Below are 14864 nucleotides of genomic sequence, written 5' to 3' on the forward strand. Positions count from 1 at the left end.
AATAAGACAAGGCAATGAGCCGAAGACAGTACAGATAGTACGACAAGGCGAAATAACGCCGTATTATTTTGAAATCAAACGACAATACATAAGGAAAAAACAATGTCTATTCTCATCATCTCCAGCCACCCCAATTTAACCCAATCGGTGGCGAATCAAACCCTTTTGCCAACGGCAGAATTGGTGCATTTGGATACGCAATATCCTGATTTTCGTATTGATGTGGCAGCGGAGCAAAACCGTTTAATGCAAGCGGATACCATCGTGTTACAATTCCCGTTTTATTGGTACAGCTACCCTGCGTTGCTGAAAAAATGGGTGGACGAGGTGTTTGTGTATGGCTTCGCGCACGGTTCAACGGGCGATAAGCTCAAAGGCAAAAAGCTGGTGATGTCGTTCACCACGGGCGCGGTGGCGGAGCAATATCAGCCAGAGGGTGCAATGCACCATACGGTGGAGCAATTTTTGCCAGCGTTTCAACGGCTTGCCTTTTTGTGCGGAATGAAATGGCAGCCGCCTGTGTATTCCAACGGAATGATGACCATTCCCAACGTCAGCACGCCCGAGCAAATCGCAGAGGTGCAAGCCAAAGCGGTGGCATACGCCGAGCGTTTAGCGGCACAGTTGCAAAAATAAGGAAGTGCGGTATGTTTTTAGTACAAATTTCATTAGCACCCAGCAACGCGGTGAACGCCTTATTAGACGGGCACCGTGCGTGGCTGAAACAATACGCCGAGGCAGGCAACTTCTTGCTGTTTGGTCCATATGACAACCACCAAGGCGGCTTAATCCTCTCCCAAGCCGACAGCGAAGAGACCTTGCAAGCGATCTTGTCAGAAGATGTGTTTTACCATAACGGTTTAGCGGATTATCAAGTTACCGCCTTTAGCCCAAGATGGATCAACGCCGAAGGCTTACAGGAACAAATTGCTTAGTTACTCTGGCAAAGTAGGCTAAAGCGTTGCTATTGTTGAGAGCCTGAAAAGCACATTTACCTATTTAATCGGTGATGCTTTGGTGAAATTGGGCTTAGTTATGATCGCTGACGGAAAGTTAAGCTTCGGCTTAACAAACGGATAGCATATTGGTCGTTTATATAGCATTAGTCGTTTTATCGATTTTGCGAAGAGAAAACGCTATATGCAAAAAGCGAAATTAGGCATTAAGATTTCTCCAACTTTATTTATCAATAAAGACAAGCTTAGATTTGTCCTTATTTTTCTATTCAATATTTCTTCTGTATAAAGAAAAGTTAAAATAAGCAAAAAAATACGTCTAAACTAACCGTATTTTTTCACAAACAAGATGTTTTAGAGGTAATGAAAACGGAACTCTTGCACTAATTCTACACTTAAACTTTTTGACACAGGGCAGGTGTGTGCTGCTTCTTCTAAAACACGGCGACTGTTTTCATCTAGCCCTTGGGATAAATAAAAATCCAAGCTAACGCGAGCCACCCTACGCGGATTTAATGCCATTTCTTTTTCAATCTCAACTCGAGTACCACGTAAATCAAGATCCAACGCTTTCGCCTTAATTCCCATAATTGTCATTGCACAAGCAGCGAGGGAAACCGCAAGTAAATCTGTTGGTGAAAATGCCTCACCCTTGCCATTATTATCCACAGGAGCATCAGTGGAAATTTTATCGCCACTTTGCAAATGCACCATATCGTTGTGTAAATCGCCTGTGTAATGAAGTGTTGAGATGTGTCCCATATTAAACTCCTTTTGCTATGATGATGTTGTTAAGATGATGTTTTTTCAAGCGTTAGATTAAAACAGTCGTGATGTGGAAGCAAGGAAAAAAGTGCGGTCATTTTTCACCGCACTTTTAGATGACTATGCTTTGCGTTTGCCCCACATCATCACCGCACTCAAAATCGCAGAAGCAACCATTATCCATGCCATTGCCCACGCGCTGCCGTCTGAAAAGGTGGCGAGTAGCAAAGAGGAAACGATGCCACTGCCGTATTGCAACGATCCCATCAGTGCTGAGCCTGAGCCAGCCATTTCGGGAACGCGGTCGAGGGCGGCAACGGTGGCACAGGCGGCGATGATGCCGACCATTGAGAAATAGAAAAATACGCTGATGATCAGGCTCACCATACCGCCGATGTGGGTGTAGGCAAAAAAGGCGATGAACAGCCCCATTAGGCTGGCGAAAGCGGTGGTGGCTCGCAGCAGTTGGTTGAGGTTAAAGCGTTTCACCAAAAAGCGATTGGCGAGGCTCAGGATCATCACGCCGACAATATTCAGCCCAAACAGCCAGCCGAAATGTTGCGGATCAATGTGGAAATGATCGATATACACCTCTGGCGAGCCGATGATAAAGGCGTAGTTACCGATGTAGAAAAAGGTAACGCACAGGGTGTAACGCATAAATGCGGCGTTGCCGAGCAAGGTTCGGTAGTTGCGGAACACGCTGAAAAATGCCCCTGTGGCACGGTTTTCGAGGCGATGGCTTTCGGGCAATGCCAGCAAGGAAAGAAACATCACGCCGCCAATCACCGCGAGCAGGTAAAAAATGGCGTGCCACGAGCTGAGGCGGAGCAGTTGCCCGCCAATGAGTGGGGCGGAAATCGGGGCAATCGCCATAATAATGGTAAGGGTGGACATCATTTGCACCGCACGGGTTTTGTCGAACAAATCACGCACCATCGCACGCGCCAACATTGGTGCGGTGCAAGCACCAAAGGCTTGAAAGACACGCCAAAAAATCATCTGTGGCATCGTTTCCGACATCGCACAGCCCAGCGAGCCGACGATAAACAATAGCATACCGAGATAGAGCGGTTTTTTCCGCCCAATGCGGTCGCTAATCGGGCCCCATAACAGTTGTGCTAAGGCGAAACCGACCAAAAAGCCCGTTACCGTCAGCTCCGCCCGCCCGTTTAAATCCCGGGCCATTTGTGGCATTGCGGGCAGATAAATATCGGTGGAAAGCGAGGTGGTCGCCATTAATAAGCCCAAAATCATGAATAAAACAATGGGGGGGAGGCTGTTTTTTGACTGCATATTGTTCTCTTATTTTTGTTTTCACTTGAATGTCGGCTAGTGTAACGCAATGGCATTGTTTTGATTAGTAGGAAAATATTGCATAGGGTTTTGAATAATATTCAATAATCTAAAAATTGCATTGATATAGAGAGGTTTATATAATGCCGTGCAATTTATGTTTAGAAATGGCTGTGTTATGAAGAAATTCACCCTTGTTTTGTGTAGCCTTTTGTTATCGGCTTGCACGGTAACCTCTTCCCTCTCAACGGTTCACCCTGCTCATAGTGCCGCCCAAGAAGCCGCATGGGCGTTACTGAATCAAGCGGTTACCGCTTATCACGCTCAAGATTACGCCCAAGCCCTGCCATTGTTTCGCCAAGCCGAACAAGCAGGCGATATGAAAGCTCCGCGTTATCTTGGCTTGATGTCGCTCAACGGGCAGGGCGTGCCACGTGATGCGGCACAGGCGTTCACCTATTTTCAGCAAGCCGCCAGCAAAGGCGACATCACGGGGCAATATTGGCTCGGTTATTGTTATGAAAATGCCATTGGCACAGCGCAAAACCTCGCCCTTGCCAAAAAATGGTATGAATAATCCGCCCAGCGTGGCGATGTGATCGCCGCCCCAGCGATGGTGGCATTGGGCAGATTTTACGAACAAGGCAAAGGCGTTGCAGCCGACCGCTAACAAGCCTTAGCCTATTATCAACAAGCCAAAAACGCCGGCGATGCACAAGGCGAAGCCGAATGGCAACGTTTGCAAACGGCACATTAACACAAGGAAAATTATGAAAAAATCACTTCTCACCCTCAGCCTATTTGCATTGGCTGCCTGCACTCATCTCACCGATACCACCAGCCCACAGGCGGCAAGCCAGCAAGGTGCGTGGAACAACCAATACGGCGGTGCGAATAAAAGTTACGATCAACAACTCATCACAATGCGTGAACAAATCGCCCCACGTTTTCAACAACTTAGCTTCAAAGACAGCGTAACGGGCAAAACAATGGCGTATAACCTCTACACGCCGAAAAATCTCGACCCGAACAAAAAATACCCACTGGTGATGTTTATTGCCGATGCCAGCACCGTAGGCAAAGGCGTACAAGCCCCCTTAATGCAAGGCTACGGCGGCATTATTTGGGCGACCGATGAAGCCCAAGCCAAGCACCCTGCGTTTGTCCTTGTGCCGGCCTTTAGCGGCCCACAATCCGCCGTGAATGACGACTGGCAAACTACTGATGAAGTCGGAATCGCCCTGCGTCTGCTCAAACACACCATTGCCAGCCAACCCATTGACAGCAAACGGGTTTACACCACAGGGCAATCCATGGGCGGAATGATTTCCTTCTACCTCAACATCACCGAACCCCAGCTCTTCGCCGCTTCAATGTTTGTTGGCAGCCAATGGAACACCGCCGTGCTTGAACCGCTGAAAAACACCAAATTCATCTACACCGTTGCTGAGGGCGACCCCAAAGCCTCCAAAGGCATGGCAGAACTCAAAGCCCTGTTTGAAGCCAAAAAAATCCCGTTTGACAGCACCGAATTTTCCGCTAAAGCAAGCCTTGCCGAACAAAACGCCGACACCGCCAAACTGCTGGCACAGGGCAACGCCCACAACTTTATCCAATTCGCCCAAGGCAGCACACTGCCTGAAGGCACACTCGCCAACAGCCGCGGCGGTGAACATATGTATTCTTTTGATTACGCCTATCTGCTCGAACCCGCTCGGGATTGGTTGTTTCAACAGCATCGTTAACTTTTAATAGAGTATGTTTCTTCACTTCAGAACCGATATTCAATAAAAAAACAGAATAATGCCTATGTAAGAGAGCATTGTTCAAAACACAACAAAGGAGGAAGCGATGCAGGTGAACACGGTATTATTCGATCAGTTTTTAGAACTTGATGTCTTTGGGGCGTTGGCGGAGTTTAAAAACTTAGGTTTTTTAATGTACTATCTCAGTGCCAATGGCGGCAAGGTTCGTGGGGCGTGTGGTGCAGTGCTAGAAACTCAACCTTGGCAACATGCAGAGGGGGATATTTTGTTGATCCCAGGTGGGGCAGGTACGCGTACGCTGGTGCAAAATCAAGTATTTTTGGCAGAGCTGGCGAAGCTGTGCCAATCACATCGCTTTGTGCTAAGTGTTTGCACAGGCTCGGCGTTGCTCGCCGCATCAGGCGTGTTGAATGGCAAAACTGCCACCACCAATCTTAATGCTTTTGATTGGGGGCAATCGCTCAATCCACAAGTGCGGTTTGTCCGCCAACGGGTCTGCCAAGACGGGCAATTTTTCACTAGTGCAGGCATTGAAATGGCGTTGCATTTCACCGCTTATTTATTCGATAACGCCAAAGCGGAAGCGATGGCGAAACTGATTGAATATGAGTTCACACCAGTTTGAAGCGAAGATGAATGACGCCAAACTTTTACCACATAAAGTGCGGTGGGATTTTTCCGCATTTTGTGATGTTTGGTTTCTTCCTAAATAGGTTGGAAAGTCAAGCCTATTGTTCTTTGGACTGCCTGAAAACGGAAATGAAGCCGAAAAACCAATGATTACCTAGCAAAATGCTGAGAGATTGTTAGGTTTAACTTAATAGAGAATAAACAAATAGTACACTACCGCTTACCAATAAAAACAATGATAATAAGCGGCATCCATTATTCACAATAAAAGGACAACAAAATGCAAAACTTAAAAGACAAAGTCGTCATTATCACTGGTGCATCATCAGGCATCGGCGAAGCCACTGCCTATAAACTGGCACAAGAGGGGGCGAAAATCGTCTTGGCGGCACGCCGTCAAGACAAGCTCAAAGCCATTGCCGATAAAATTGTTGCAAATGGCGGCGAGGCGGTGTATCGCAGCACCGATGTAACCAAGCCTGAAGACAATCACGCCTTAGTAGAGTTGGCAAAAAGCACTTTTGGCAAATTGGACGCGATTTTCTTAAACGCAGGCTTAATGCCAAGTTCGCCATTTTCCGCGTTGGAAACTGCCAACTGGAATGCGATGGTGGACGTGAACATCAAAGGTGTGTTGAACGGCATTGCCGCCGTGTTGCCCACTTTTGAAGCACAAAAATCAGGGCATATTCTCGCCACTTCTTCTGTGGCTGGGCTGAAAGTGTACCCAGGGGCTGGCGTGTATTGCGGCACAAAATGGGCGGTGAAAGCCATTATGGAAGCCTTGCGTATGGAATCGGCACAGGCTGGTACAAATATCCGCACCAGCACTATTTACCCTGCGGCGGTGCAATCGGAATTGGTGGCAGGCATCACTAACGACAACGTGTCGAAAGCCTATCGTGAGCTGTACGACAACTACGAAATCCCCGCCGAACGCGTGGCAAACGTGGTGGCGTTCGCCCTCAGCCAGCCTGAAGACACCAACATCAGCGAATTTACCATTGGGCCGACTACACAGCCTTGGTAAGCCACCTAGCACGAGCCGTACTCGGCTCGTTAAGCTAAGCCGCTTTGCTTCTTTGCCTATTTGGGGCTGAATAGCAGAGTTGCAGAGCGACTCAAATTAAGTAACCCTATACGGCTTGTATAGGGTTTATCAACGTTATTTTTTCAGACGGCATTAAAGTGCAGTCAAATTTTTAGCCGTTTGATTTCAACATAATACGGCGTTACTTCGCCTTGCCGTACTATTTGTACTGTCTGCGGATCAAAGCCTTGTCTTATGTTGAACTTAAACGACTATAATAAGATGTTTCGTTCAATATCGGCTCACTTTGCACACAAATTCGCTGAAAAAACAAGTCTATAATGGCAAAATATAAAAGGCTATAATACCGCTTTTCAGATAACAAAAGAGGTAAAAAAATGGCGTGGTTATGGCTGGCTTTGGCGATTGTGTCGGAAGTATTTGGCTCAACAATGTTGAAATTAAGCGAAGGGTTTAGCAAATTATTGCCCTCCGCAGGTGTGGTGTTGGGCTTTGGCTTGGCGTTTTATTTTCTAAGTCTTGCCCTCAAAACTTTACCGCTGGGAACGGCTTATGCGGTGTGGGCAGGCGTGGGCTTGGTGCTAACTGCCATCGTGAGTATGCTGTTTTTCGGCACAAAAGCAGACGCAATGGGGCTACTCGGCATTGCGTTTATTCTCGTGGGTGTGGTGATTTTGAACGCATTTTCACACATGGCCGCCCACTAAATCGCCCAAGCCCACACAGCAAAGTAACGCCGTATGATGTTGAAAGCAAACAACCATCCTACGGCGTTACACATTGATAGCTATTGAACGAAACACCCTCAACCACAACAACGATAGGAACAACCATGAAAAAAATCCTCACCACCCTTACCCTCGCCGCCAGCCTCAATGTGCAGGCAGCCCCCGTGATAAACTTCTTTGAACTGGGCATCGCACAAGGGCAGCACGCCGAATTTAACCAAGTGGGCAAACACAATATCGACACATCCATTGCCAAGGAAAAAGGCACACTGGCGATGTATGCCGTGCAGCCGAGCGAACAGCCCGATATGGCCTATATGGTGGAAATCTACGCCGATGATGCGGCATATCAAACCCACCGTCAATCGCCACAATACCAAGCCTTTTTAGCCCAGTCCCCCACCATTTTGACCGATCACAAAGTCTTTACCCCGCTTGTGCCACAATTTTTAGGCGACAAAAAAGTGCAAGCCACTGCATCCTATCGCACTAATTTAGTGATGGTGGAAGTGAAACCACAACACAACACCGACTTTAAACGCATCGTCAGCCAAGAAATGGCACAATCGCTCAAAGCCGAAAATGGTGTGCTGGCAATGTATGCCGCCACTTACAAAAATCAACCGAACAAATGGCTGTTTTTTGAAATCTACGCTGATGATGCCGCCTACCAAGCCCACCGCCAAACGCCCCATTTCCAAGCTTATCTCAAAGACACCGCGGCAATGTTGGAAAGCAAAAATTTCCGAACCATTCAACCGCTGTATCTTGGCAATCAAGGTGGGTTGAATTGGGTGGAAAAATAAATCAATGTTGTTTGAAATATGATATTTCAGATGCTATTTGCATTGGGGTATCTGAAGAAGAATTTAACGAGATAATATAATTAATAGTTTGGTATTTTAGTAAGATTAATGGAAAATTATTCATTTTTCTAACAATAAACCTAGCGTATATGTCTTTGATTGTTGAGGTGAGAGGCATCGCTTTTTGTCTAATGGAAATAGCCAAGTATTATGATACTAATAAATGAAAATAAGGCGAAAAGAAAGAGGAGTAAATTATTTGTAGAACCTTGTTTGAAAAACTTGGTGGCAAAAATGATATAGCTAATTAATAAAGCAAATTTGGTGATAATCCACCAAGGGAAGCCTATTCCTAGGGAGAATAATAAGATTGCACCGCTTACGATCAGTAGCGTATCGGATAAGTGCGGTAGGATTTTGAGTAATTTTATGGCACGCCAATCTTTTCCAGCAAATTGCATTAAGGCACGAATAATAAATAATCCTAAGCTAATAAAAGCACAAAAAAAGTGGGTGTAAATAGCATAAAAAATCATTGTTGAAATTCCTATAGAATGGTTTGGGATTTAAAAAGTCCAGTGTGAAAAAAGGTTTCAGCTTTGGGAAAAGAGAAAGTGGGCGAGTTGCCCACTTTGTTTTTATTCTTCCACATTGTCTGTTTCAATGTCCGATTCTTCGTCGTCCACATCACAAACACGTTCAAGGCTTACTACTTGCTCATCTTCGGCGGTGCGAATTAAGCGAACCCCTTGGGTGTTTCTTCCCACAATGCTCACTTCGTTCACACGGGTTCTAACCAATGTTCCTGCGTCCGTAATGAGCATAATTTGGTCGCTTTCTTCCACTTGGGTTGCTGCCACCACTTTGCCGTTACGCTCACTCACTTTGATAGAAATCACCCCTTTGGTGTTGCGTGATTTGGTTGGGTATTCCTCAAGTGCGGTACGTTTTCCGTAACCATTTTGCGTTGCAGTTAAGATTGCTCCCGCATTTTTTGGAACAACAAGGGAAACCACTTTATCAATGTTGAGATCAAGGGTTTCTTCGCTGTTATCCTCGGAAACGTCTTCAATTTCCACCGCACTTTCATCATCAGAAAGATCGTTAGTTAGGGCGAGTTTAATCCCGCGAACCCCTGTAGCGGTGCGTCCCATTGGGCGAACCGCACTTTCTGCAAATCGCACTACACGACCTTGTGAGGAGAACAACATAATTTCGTCATTGCCATTGGTAATGTCCACCCCGATGAGTTCATCTTCATCACGCAAGTTCAAGGCGATAATTCCACTTGAACGTGGGCGGCTAAATTCTGTGAGGGCGATTTTCTTCACGATCCCGCCTGCGGTTGCCATTACGACAAATTTATCTTCCTCATAAGCGGAAATTGGCAAGATGGCGGTGATACGTTCGTTTTCATCCAATGGCAGAATATTGACGATTGGGCGACCACGCGCACCGCGGCTGGCTTGCGGTAATTGATACACTTTGAGCCAGTATAAACGTCCGCGGCTAGAGAAACATAAAATCGTGTCGTGGGTGTTGGCAACCAATAATTTTTCGATGAAATCTTCTTCTTTCATCTTGGTTGCTGATTTCCCTTTACCGCCACGGCGTTGGGCTTCGTAATCGGTAAGTGGTTGATATTTCACATAACCTTCGTGAGAAAGGGTAACAACCACGTCTTCTTGAGCGATGAGATCTTCAAGATTAATATCGCCAGATGCCATTGTGATTTCGGTGCGGCGTTCGTCATTAAATTCGGTTTTAATGCGTTCTAATTCTTCACGCACCACTTCACGCAAGCGTTCAGTGCTGTTTAAAATGTGTAAAAGTTCGCCGATTTCGACTAAAATTTCTTGGTACTCGGTAACGATTTTTTCGTGCTCTAGCCCTGTTAGACGTTGTAAGCGGAGATCTAAAATCGCACGGGCTTGTTCTTCGGAAAGGTAATATAAGCCATCACGCACGCCTAATTCAGGGGAAAGATCTTCAGGGCGAGACGCGTCCATTCCTGCGGCTTCGAGCATCGCACTCACATTGCCCAGTTCCCAACCACGAGATAGCAAGGCTTCACGGGCTTCATCGCCTGTTTTTGAAGCACGAATCACTTCAATGACAGGATCGATATTCGCCAACGCGATCGCCAAACCTTCTAAAATATGAGCGCGTTCACGGGCTTTACGCAATTCAAACACGGTACGGCGAGTAACCACTTCACGGCGATGTTTCACGAAAGCTTCAATAATTTGCTTTAAATTGAAGAGCTTAGGTTGCCCGTGATCAAGTGCCACCATATTGATCCCAAAGGTCACTTGCATTTGGGTGAGGGCATAGAGGTTATTCAGCACCACTTCGCCAACCGCATCACGCTTGATTTCAATTTCAATGCGGAAGCCCTCTTTGTTGGATACATCAAGCACGTTGCTAATGCCTTCGATTTTTTTATCTCGCACCAGCTCCGCAATTTTTTCCACTAAACGGGCTTTGTTTACTTGATAAGGAATTTCCGTAACGACAATGGTTTCGCGGCCTTTTTCGCTGGTTTCAATTTCTGCTTTGGCACGCACATAAACCTTTCCACGCCCTGTTTTATAGGCATCTTCAATGCCTTTGCGACCATTTATTAACGCCGCCGTTGGGAAATCTGGGCCGGGAATAAACTGCATTAATTCATCAATGCTAATTTCCTCGTTATCCAAATATGCCAAGCAACCATCTAGCACTTCGCCTAAATTATGTGGGGGAATATTGGTCGCCATACCCACTGCGATCCCCGATGAACCATTGACGAGCAAGGCAGGGATTTTGGTTGGCAACACATCGGGAATCATCTCTTTGCCATCATAGTTTGGCGAGAAATCCACGGTTTCTTTGTCTAAATCGGTCAGCAATTCTTGCGTAATTTTTTGCATACGCACTTCGGTATAACGCATTGCCGCTGGGGCATCACCGTCCACCGAACCAAAGTTACCCTGACCGTCCACCAACATATAACGTAGCGAAAAAGGCTGTGCCATACGCACAATGGTGTCATAAACCGCAATATCACCGTGCGGGTGGTATTTCCCGATGACATCACCTACCACACGGGCTGATTTTACATAGGCTTTATTATGGGTAATTCCGCTTTGATCCATTGAATACAAAACACGGCGGTGTACAGGTTTTAACCCATCACGCACATCAGGCAAGGCACGTCCAACAATCACGGACATTGCGTAGTCGAGATAAGAAGATTTTAACTCTTCCTCAATACTCACAGGGGTAACGTTTGAAACCAAATTCGTCATTGAAATATTCCCTAATTACATAAAAAATTAGGCGAGATTGTAGCATAATTTCAATGATTTCTCTAATTTAATAAAGATTGTTATGGCGTAAATTTGCTTTTTTCTTTGGGATTAATAACGAGTTTCGCTCGTTGAGCGACTTCCTTTTTTTGCTTCCTTTCTTTTGGGAACGCAAAAGAAAGGAAGTCGCCAACGGCGAAACCCGTTATCCCCCCAAAAAAATAAAAAAGAAATTTAACGTAGAAAAAATATTTTCTTTAACTACAAAAATAGCTATTCGAACCATAAAGTGCGGTCATTTTCCACAAAATTTTAAAAACTTAAAAATTTCCATCGCACTTGTAATATAATTTCCGTCCAAATCGCCGTCATTCCAATAAAATTTTTAGAAAAGTAACGCCTGAACGCAGCGTAGCGAGTGTGGGCTTACTTTTCGTGAAGAAAATTTTATCAGAATGAGGAAAACGCGGTTTTATCGGGGTTCCCTTTTCTTTGCTTCCTTTTGTGTAAGCAGAAGAAAGGAAGTCGCTCAACGAGCGAAACCCGTTATCAGATCCAAAGAAAAACGAAATTTAAAAAGACGAGAAAAATAATGCAAAACATCGACCAACAAGAATTGGACAAATTCGAAAAAATGGCAAAAACTTGGTGGGATCCTGAGGGGGATTTTAAACCCATTCATCGTTTAAATCCCGTGCGTTTAGCTTATATTTGTCAGCAAGCACAAGGATTATTTGGGAAAAAAGTGTTAGATGTTGGCTGTGGTGGGGGAATTTTATCAGAAGCAATGGCAAAACAAGGGGCAACTGTTACGGGGATTGATATGACCACCGCTCCGCTTGAAGTGGCAAAATTGCACAGCCAAGAGCAGGGGCTACGTATTGATTATCAACAAACTACCGTGGAAAATTTTCTTGAAAAACACACCGCACTTGGTGAGGAAAAATTTGATGTCATCACTTGTATGGAAATGCTTGAACACGTTCCTGATCCTAATTCGATTATTCAGTCGTGCAAAGCGTTGCTTAAACCTGATGGCGTGCTGTTTTTTTCAACCATCAATCGTACTTTAAAGGCGTGGGCATTGGTGATTGTTGGGGCGGAGTATGTGCTAAAAATGCTACCTAAAGGCACGCACAATTACGAGAAATTTATTAAACCTGCGGAATTATTGGCGTGGACAGACAATGCAGAGTTAGAATGCGTAGATATGGTGGGCTACCATTATAATCCTTTAACGGGAATGTTTAAGCTAAACCACGATGTGAGTGCCAATTATATTGTGACATTTAAAGTGAAAAACTGATCTAAAAAAATACCGCACTTTATTAAAAGTGCGGTATTTTTTAAGTGAGATTTTTACACAAGAGATTATTTTTTCTCTTTATCTTTTTCATCACAGTTGTCAATATCGCTACATTTTCCGTAGAGGTAAAGGCTGTGAGTTTTTAATTTGATGCCGTGTTCTTCGCTAATTTGTTTTTGTCGTTGTTCGATGATTTCATCATTAAATTCAAATACTTTGCCACAATCTACGCAAATAATGTGGTCGTGATGCTCTGTTGGGGCAAGTTCAAAAACCGATTTGTTGCCTTCAAAGTTATGACGAGTCAGAATGTTGGCTTCGTCAAATTGGTTTAGGACGCGATAAACGGTGGCTAAGCCGATGTCTTCGCCGCGTTCGAGAAGTAATTTGTACACTTCTTCGGCAGAAAAATGCGACATACTATGTTCTTGCATTAATGCCAAAATCGTTAAGCGGGGTTCGGTAATTTTTAAGCCCGCTTTTTTTAGTAATTTGATATTTTCTTCAGACATAATCGTTCCTTATTTTGGGATTAACGGCTTACTCAACGAGTTCGGCTAAACACATTTCATCGAAAACTTGTTTTGTCCATTTTTCAACACGCTCTGCGGTCAGCTCAGGTTGGCGATCTTCGTCAATACATAGACCGACGAATGTGCTGTCATCAACCAGTGCTTGCGACACTTCAAAGGTGTAACCTTCCGTTGGCCAGTGTCCGACGATGATTGCCCCTTTCGGCTCAATAATATTGCGGATTGTTCCCATTGCGTCGCAGAAGTATTCTGCGTAGTCTTCTTGGTCGCCGCAACCGAAAATGGCGACTAATTTGTCGGTGAAATCAATTTCTTCAAGGGTTGGGAAGAAATCGTCCCAATCGCACTGGGCTTCGCCGTAATACCAAGTTGGGATTCCCAGCATTAAAAAATCATACGCTTCAATGTCTTCTTTGGTGCTTTTGGCGATGTCACGAATGTCCACGACTTCTGCACCGAGTTGTTTTTGAATCATTCTGGCAATGTTTTCGGTATTACCAGTATCACTACCATAAAATAAACCAACGATAGCCATTTTTATTTCCTATTTTATTTAAAATGTTCTTGTAAAATCGTTACGATCAATTCTGAACGACTAACACGCTTTATTGACGCTAAATCTTCTAACTGTTGCACTAAATCCGTATGTAATTTTAACTCAACTCGTTTTAATCCGCTGGACTTATCACGTTTCAGCTGGTTGCGTTTATTAATGCGAAGTTGTTGTTCTCGGCTCAGTGGATTTGTTTTTGGACGACCCACTTTTGGCGTGTTAGCAAACAGATCGAGCGTTATACAGTCAGCATCTTGTTTTGCCATTTTTCAAATCACTGATGTTGTTTAAAATGTAGCTAATTGAGAATGAGAAGCTACAACTACTAATTAGGGCGAAATATATCATAATTCCTGAATGAATAAAACCCTGCGGCAAAGATTGCCTCTTTTACGTTAGCTGGCTAAAAAGCGGGAAATAATCCGCACGATGGCTTCAGGTTTTTCCGCGTGTACCCAATGTCCGCTGCCGTTAATGGTGAATGATGTCGCGTTGGGGAACTGTGCCAAAATCTGTTCGCTGTATTCCGGCAGAATGTAATCAGAAAGCCCGCCGCGAATAAAAAGGGTCGGATTGGGGTAGAAGCAAGGTTGCCAGCCCATTATTTGAGCGTAGTTTTGATAAAGTGCGGTCAGATTAAAACGGAATTTTTCTACTGACGCGAGATCAAAGGATTTCAGCATAAATTGCTGTACGCTTTCTTGCGGGATGTGCTGTGCCAAAATGGGTTTTGCTTGTTGGCGAGTGGCTGGCTGGGCGGCTTTGACGGCAAATAAGCCCGCGAAAACGCTATCGTGTCCGTGTTCGCCATAGGCGACAGGGGCGATGTCGATCACCACCAATTTTTGCACCAAATCAGGGCGTAGGGCTGCGGCTCGCATTGCGGTTTTGCCGCCCATTGAATGCCCGATCAAAATCACCTCGTTTAAGCCTAAATGATCGAGTGTAGCAAGCAGATCTTGAGCCATTAGATCGTAATTCATTGTTTCGGAGTGAAAACTTTGCCCGTGATTACGCAGATCTACGCGTAAAATCGGGTAGTGTTCCGCAAAGGCACGGGCGATCACGCCCAAATTATTCATATCACCAAACAGCCCGTGAATAAACACTAAGGTGGGTTGTGTGGAGGCGGTTTCTAACGGGTGAAATTGAAAGTTAAGTAAATGAGATTGCAACATAATTTT

17 protein-coding genes are annotated in these 14864 nt (G+C 45.0%); 9 read left to right on the forward strand and 8 right to left on the reverse strand.

What is annotated here, in order from left to right; all coding sequences use genetic code 11:
* Window positions 1-102: 102 nt before the first annotated feature.
* Together HBL79_RS02520 and HBL79_RS02525 are read left to right on the forward strand one after the other, a co-directional pair.
* A complete protein-coding gene (locus HBL79_RS02520) occupies window positions 103-636 on the forward strand; it encodes an NAD(P)H-dependent oxidoreductase (protein ID WP_035685948.1) in 534 nt (177 codons plus the stop codon).
* Window positions 637-647: 11 nt separating this feature from the next.
* A complete protein-coding gene (locus HBL79_RS02525) occupies window positions 648-935 on the forward strand; it encodes a YciI family protein (RefSeq protein WP_035685945.1) in 288 nt (95 codons plus the stop codon).
* A gap of 375 nt (window positions 936-1310) precedes the next feature.
* On the opposite strand, the gene HBL79_RS02530 is transcribed toward HBL79_RS02525, so the two are convergent.
* Window positions 1311-1718, reverse strand: coding sequence for an OsmC family protein (locus tag HBL79_RS02530; RefSeq protein ID WP_046097425.1), 408 nt, complete (start codon window positions 1716-1718; stop codon window positions 1311-1313).
* Window positions 1719-1841: 123 nt separating this feature from the next.
* Window positions 1842-3017 (reverse strand): multidrug effflux MFS transporter, encoded by a 1176-nt coding sequence (locus HBL79_RS02535; RefSeq protein WP_046097424.1) that lies wholly within the window; start codon window positions 3015-3017, stop codon window positions 1842-1844.
* A gap of 178 nt (window positions 3018-3195) precedes the next feature.
* Here HBL79_RS02535 and HBL79_RS02540 point away from each other — a divergent pair, with 178 nt between their 5' ends.
* The 6 genes from HBL79_RS02540 to HBL79_RS02565 all read left to right on the forward strand — a co-directional run bounded on the left by HBL79_RS02540 (window position 3196) and on the right by HBL79_RS02565 (window position 7998).
* On the forward strand, window positions 3196-3594 hold the full coding sequence (locus HBL79_RS02540; RefSeq protein WP_223810373.1) for a tetratricopeptide repeat protein: 399 nt from the start codon (window positions 3196-3198) through the stop codon (window positions 3592-3594).
* Between the two features lie 193 nt (window positions 3595-3787).
* A complete protein-coding gene (locus HBL79_RS02545) occupies window positions 3788-4762 on the forward strand; it encodes a carboxylesterase family protein (RefSeq protein WP_046097423.1) in 975 nt (324 codons plus the stop codon).
* A gap of 106 nt (window positions 4763-4868) precedes the next feature.
* On the forward strand, window positions 4869-5408 hold the full coding sequence (locus tag HBL79_RS02550) for a DJ-1/PfpI family protein (RefSeq protein ID WP_046097422.1): 540 nt from the start codon (window positions 4869-4871) through the stop codon (window positions 5406-5408).
* 285 nt (window positions 5409-5693) lie between these two features.
* Window positions 5694-6443, forward strand: a complete 750-nt coding sequence (locus HBL79_RS02555; RefSeq protein WP_046097421.1) for an SDR family oxidoreductase — start codon at window positions 5694-5696, stop codon at window positions 6441-6443.
* A gap of 398 nt (window positions 6444-6841) precedes the next feature.
* The gene (locus tag HBL79_RS02560; RefSeq protein WP_046097420.1) at window positions 6842-7171 is read left to right on the forward strand and encodes a DMT family transporter; all 330 of its coding nucleotides are present in this window, start codon (window positions 6842-6844) and stop codon (window positions 7169-7171) included.
* Window positions 7172-7296: 125 nt separating this feature from the next.
* A complete protein-coding gene (locus HBL79_RS02565; protein ID WP_046097419.1) occupies window positions 7297-7998 on the forward strand; it encodes a putative quinol monooxygenase in 702 nt (233 codons plus the stop codon).
* 188 nt (window positions 7999-8186) lie between these two features.
* Here the strand turns inward: HBL79_RS02565 and HBL79_RS02570 are convergent, their stop codons facing one another.
* Both HBL79_RS02570 and gyrA read right to left on the reverse strand, forming a co-directional pair.
* Window positions 8187-8534, reverse strand: a complete 348-nt coding sequence (locus HBL79_RS02570) for a SirB2 family protein (RefSeq protein WP_017805802.1) — start codon at window positions 8532-8534, stop codon at window positions 8187-8189.
* 102 nt (window positions 8535-8636) lie between these two features.
* Entirely contained in the window at window positions 8637-11288 is a 2652-nt protein-coding gene (gene gyrA / locus HBL79_RS02575) for a DNA topoisomerase (ATP-hydrolyzing) subunit A (protein WP_046097418.1), read from the reverse strand.
* Between the two features lie 592 nt (window positions 11289-11880).
* Here gyrA and ubiG point away from each other — a divergent pair.
* Window positions 11881-12594, forward strand: coding sequence for a bifunctional 2-polyprenyl-6-hydroxyphenol methylase/3-demethylubiquinol 3-O-methyltransferase UbiG (gene ubiG / locus HBL79_RS02580; protein WP_035685921.1), 714 nt, complete (start codon window positions 11881-11883; stop codon window positions 12592-12594).
* A gap of 65 nt (window positions 12595-12659) precedes the next feature.
* On the opposite strand, the gene fur is transcribed toward ubiG, so the two are convergent.
* From fur to HBL79_RS02600, 4 genes are all read right to left on the reverse strand, one after another.
* Window positions 12660-13106 (reverse strand): ferric iron uptake transcriptional regulator, encoded by a 447-nt coding sequence (gene fur / locus HBL79_RS02585; protein ID WP_017805778.1) that lies wholly within the window; start codon window positions 13104-13106, stop codon window positions 12660-12662.
* A gap of 28 nt (window positions 13107-13134) precedes the next feature.
* Window positions 13135-13662, reverse strand: coding sequence for a flavodoxin FldA (gene fldA, locus HBL79_RS02590; protein WP_017805779.1), 528 nt, complete (start codon window positions 13660-13662; stop codon window positions 13135-13137).
* 14 nt (window positions 13663-13676) lie between these two features.
* Complete coding sequence (gene ybfE, locus HBL79_RS02595; RefSeq protein ID WP_017805780.1) at window positions 13677-13946, reverse strand: LexA regulated protein; 270 nt, start codon at window positions 13944-13946, stop codon at window positions 13677-13679.
* 129 nt (window positions 13947-14075) lie between these two features.
* Complete coding sequence (locus tag HBL79_RS02600) at window positions 14076-14858, reverse strand: alpha/beta fold hydrolase (protein WP_035685919.1); 783 nt, start codon at window positions 14856-14858, stop codon at window positions 14076-14078.
* Between the last annotated feature and the right edge of the window lie 6 nt (window positions 14859-14864).

The organism is Avibacterium paragallinarum, assembly GCF_011765605.1.
GTDB lineage: Bacteria > Pseudomonadota > Gammaproteobacteria > Enterobacterales > Pasteurellaceae > Avibacterium > Avibacterium paragallinarum.

What these genes read in the sequence shown, in the direction of transcription:
- ybfE (WP_017805780.1), bottom strand. Translation starts at nt 13,946, where the DNA reads ATGGCAAAACAAGATGCTGACTGTATAACGCTCGATCTGTTTGCTAAC.
- fldA (WP_017805779.1), bottom strand. Translation starts at nt 13,662, where the DNA reads ATGGCTATCGTTGGTTTATTTTATGGTAGTGATACTGGTAATACCGAA.
- HBL79_RS02545 (WP_046097423.1), top strand. Translation starts at nt 3,788, where the DNA reads ATGAAAAAATCACTTCTCACCCTCAGCCTATTTGCATTGGCTGCCTGC.
- HBL79_RS02600 (WP_035685919.1), bottom strand. Translation starts at nt 14,858, where the DNA reads ATGTTGCAATCTCATTTACTTAACTTTCAATTTCACCCGTTAGAAACC.
- HBL79_RS02560 (WP_046097420.1), top strand. Translation starts at nt 6,842, where the DNA reads ATGGCGTGGTTATGGCTGGCTTTGGCGATTGTGTCGGAAGTATTTGGC.
- HBL79_RS02565 (WP_046097419.1), top strand. Translation starts at nt 7,297, where the DNA reads ATGAAAAAAATCCTCACCACCCTTACCCTCGCCGCCAGCCTCAATGTG.
- HBL79_RS02530 (WP_046097425.1), bottom strand. Translation starts at nt 1,718, where the DNA reads ATGGGACACATCTCAACACTTCATTACACAGGCGATTTACACAACGAT.
- HBL79_RS02555 (WP_046097421.1), top strand. Translation starts at nt 5,694, where the DNA reads ATGCAAAACTTAAAAGACAAAGTCGTCATTATCACTGGTGCATCATCA.
- HBL79_RS02550 (WP_046097422.1), top strand. Translation starts at nt 4,869, where the DNA reads ATGCAGGTGAACACGGTATTATTCGATCAGTTTTTAGAACTTGATGTC.
- HBL79_RS02535 (WP_046097424.1), bottom strand. Translation starts at nt 3,017, where the DNA reads ATGCAGTCAAAAAACAGCCTCCCCCCCATTGTTTTATTCATGATTTTG.
- HBL79_RS02525 (WP_035685945.1), top strand. Translation starts at nt 648, where the DNA reads ATGTTTTTAGTACAAATTTCATTAGCACCCAGCAACGCGGTGAACGCC.
- HBL79_RS02570 (WP_017805802.1), bottom strand. Translation starts at nt 8,534, where the DNA reads ATGATTTTTTATGCTATTTACACCCACTTTTTTTGTGCTTTTATTAGC.
- HBL79_RS02520 (WP_035685948.1), top strand. Translation starts at nt 103, where the DNA reads ATGTCTATTCTCATCATCTCCAGCCACCCCAATTTAACCCAATCGGTG.
- fur (WP_017805778.1), bottom strand. Translation starts at nt 13,106, where the DNA reads ATGTCTGAAGAAAATATCAAATTACTAAAAAAAGCGGGCTTAAAAATT.
- ubiG (WP_035685921.1), top strand. Translation starts at nt 11,881, where the DNA reads ATGCAAAACATCGACCAACAAGAATTGGACAAATTCGAAAAAATGGCA.
- HBL79_RS02540 (WP_223810373.1), top strand. Translation starts at nt 3,196, where the DNA reads ATGAAGAAATTCACCCTTGTTTTGTGTAGCCTTTTGTTATCGGCTTGC.
- gyrA (WP_046097418.1), bottom strand. Translation starts at nt 11,288, where the DNA reads ATGACGAATTTGGTTTCAAACGTTACCCCTGTGAGTATTGAGGAAGAG.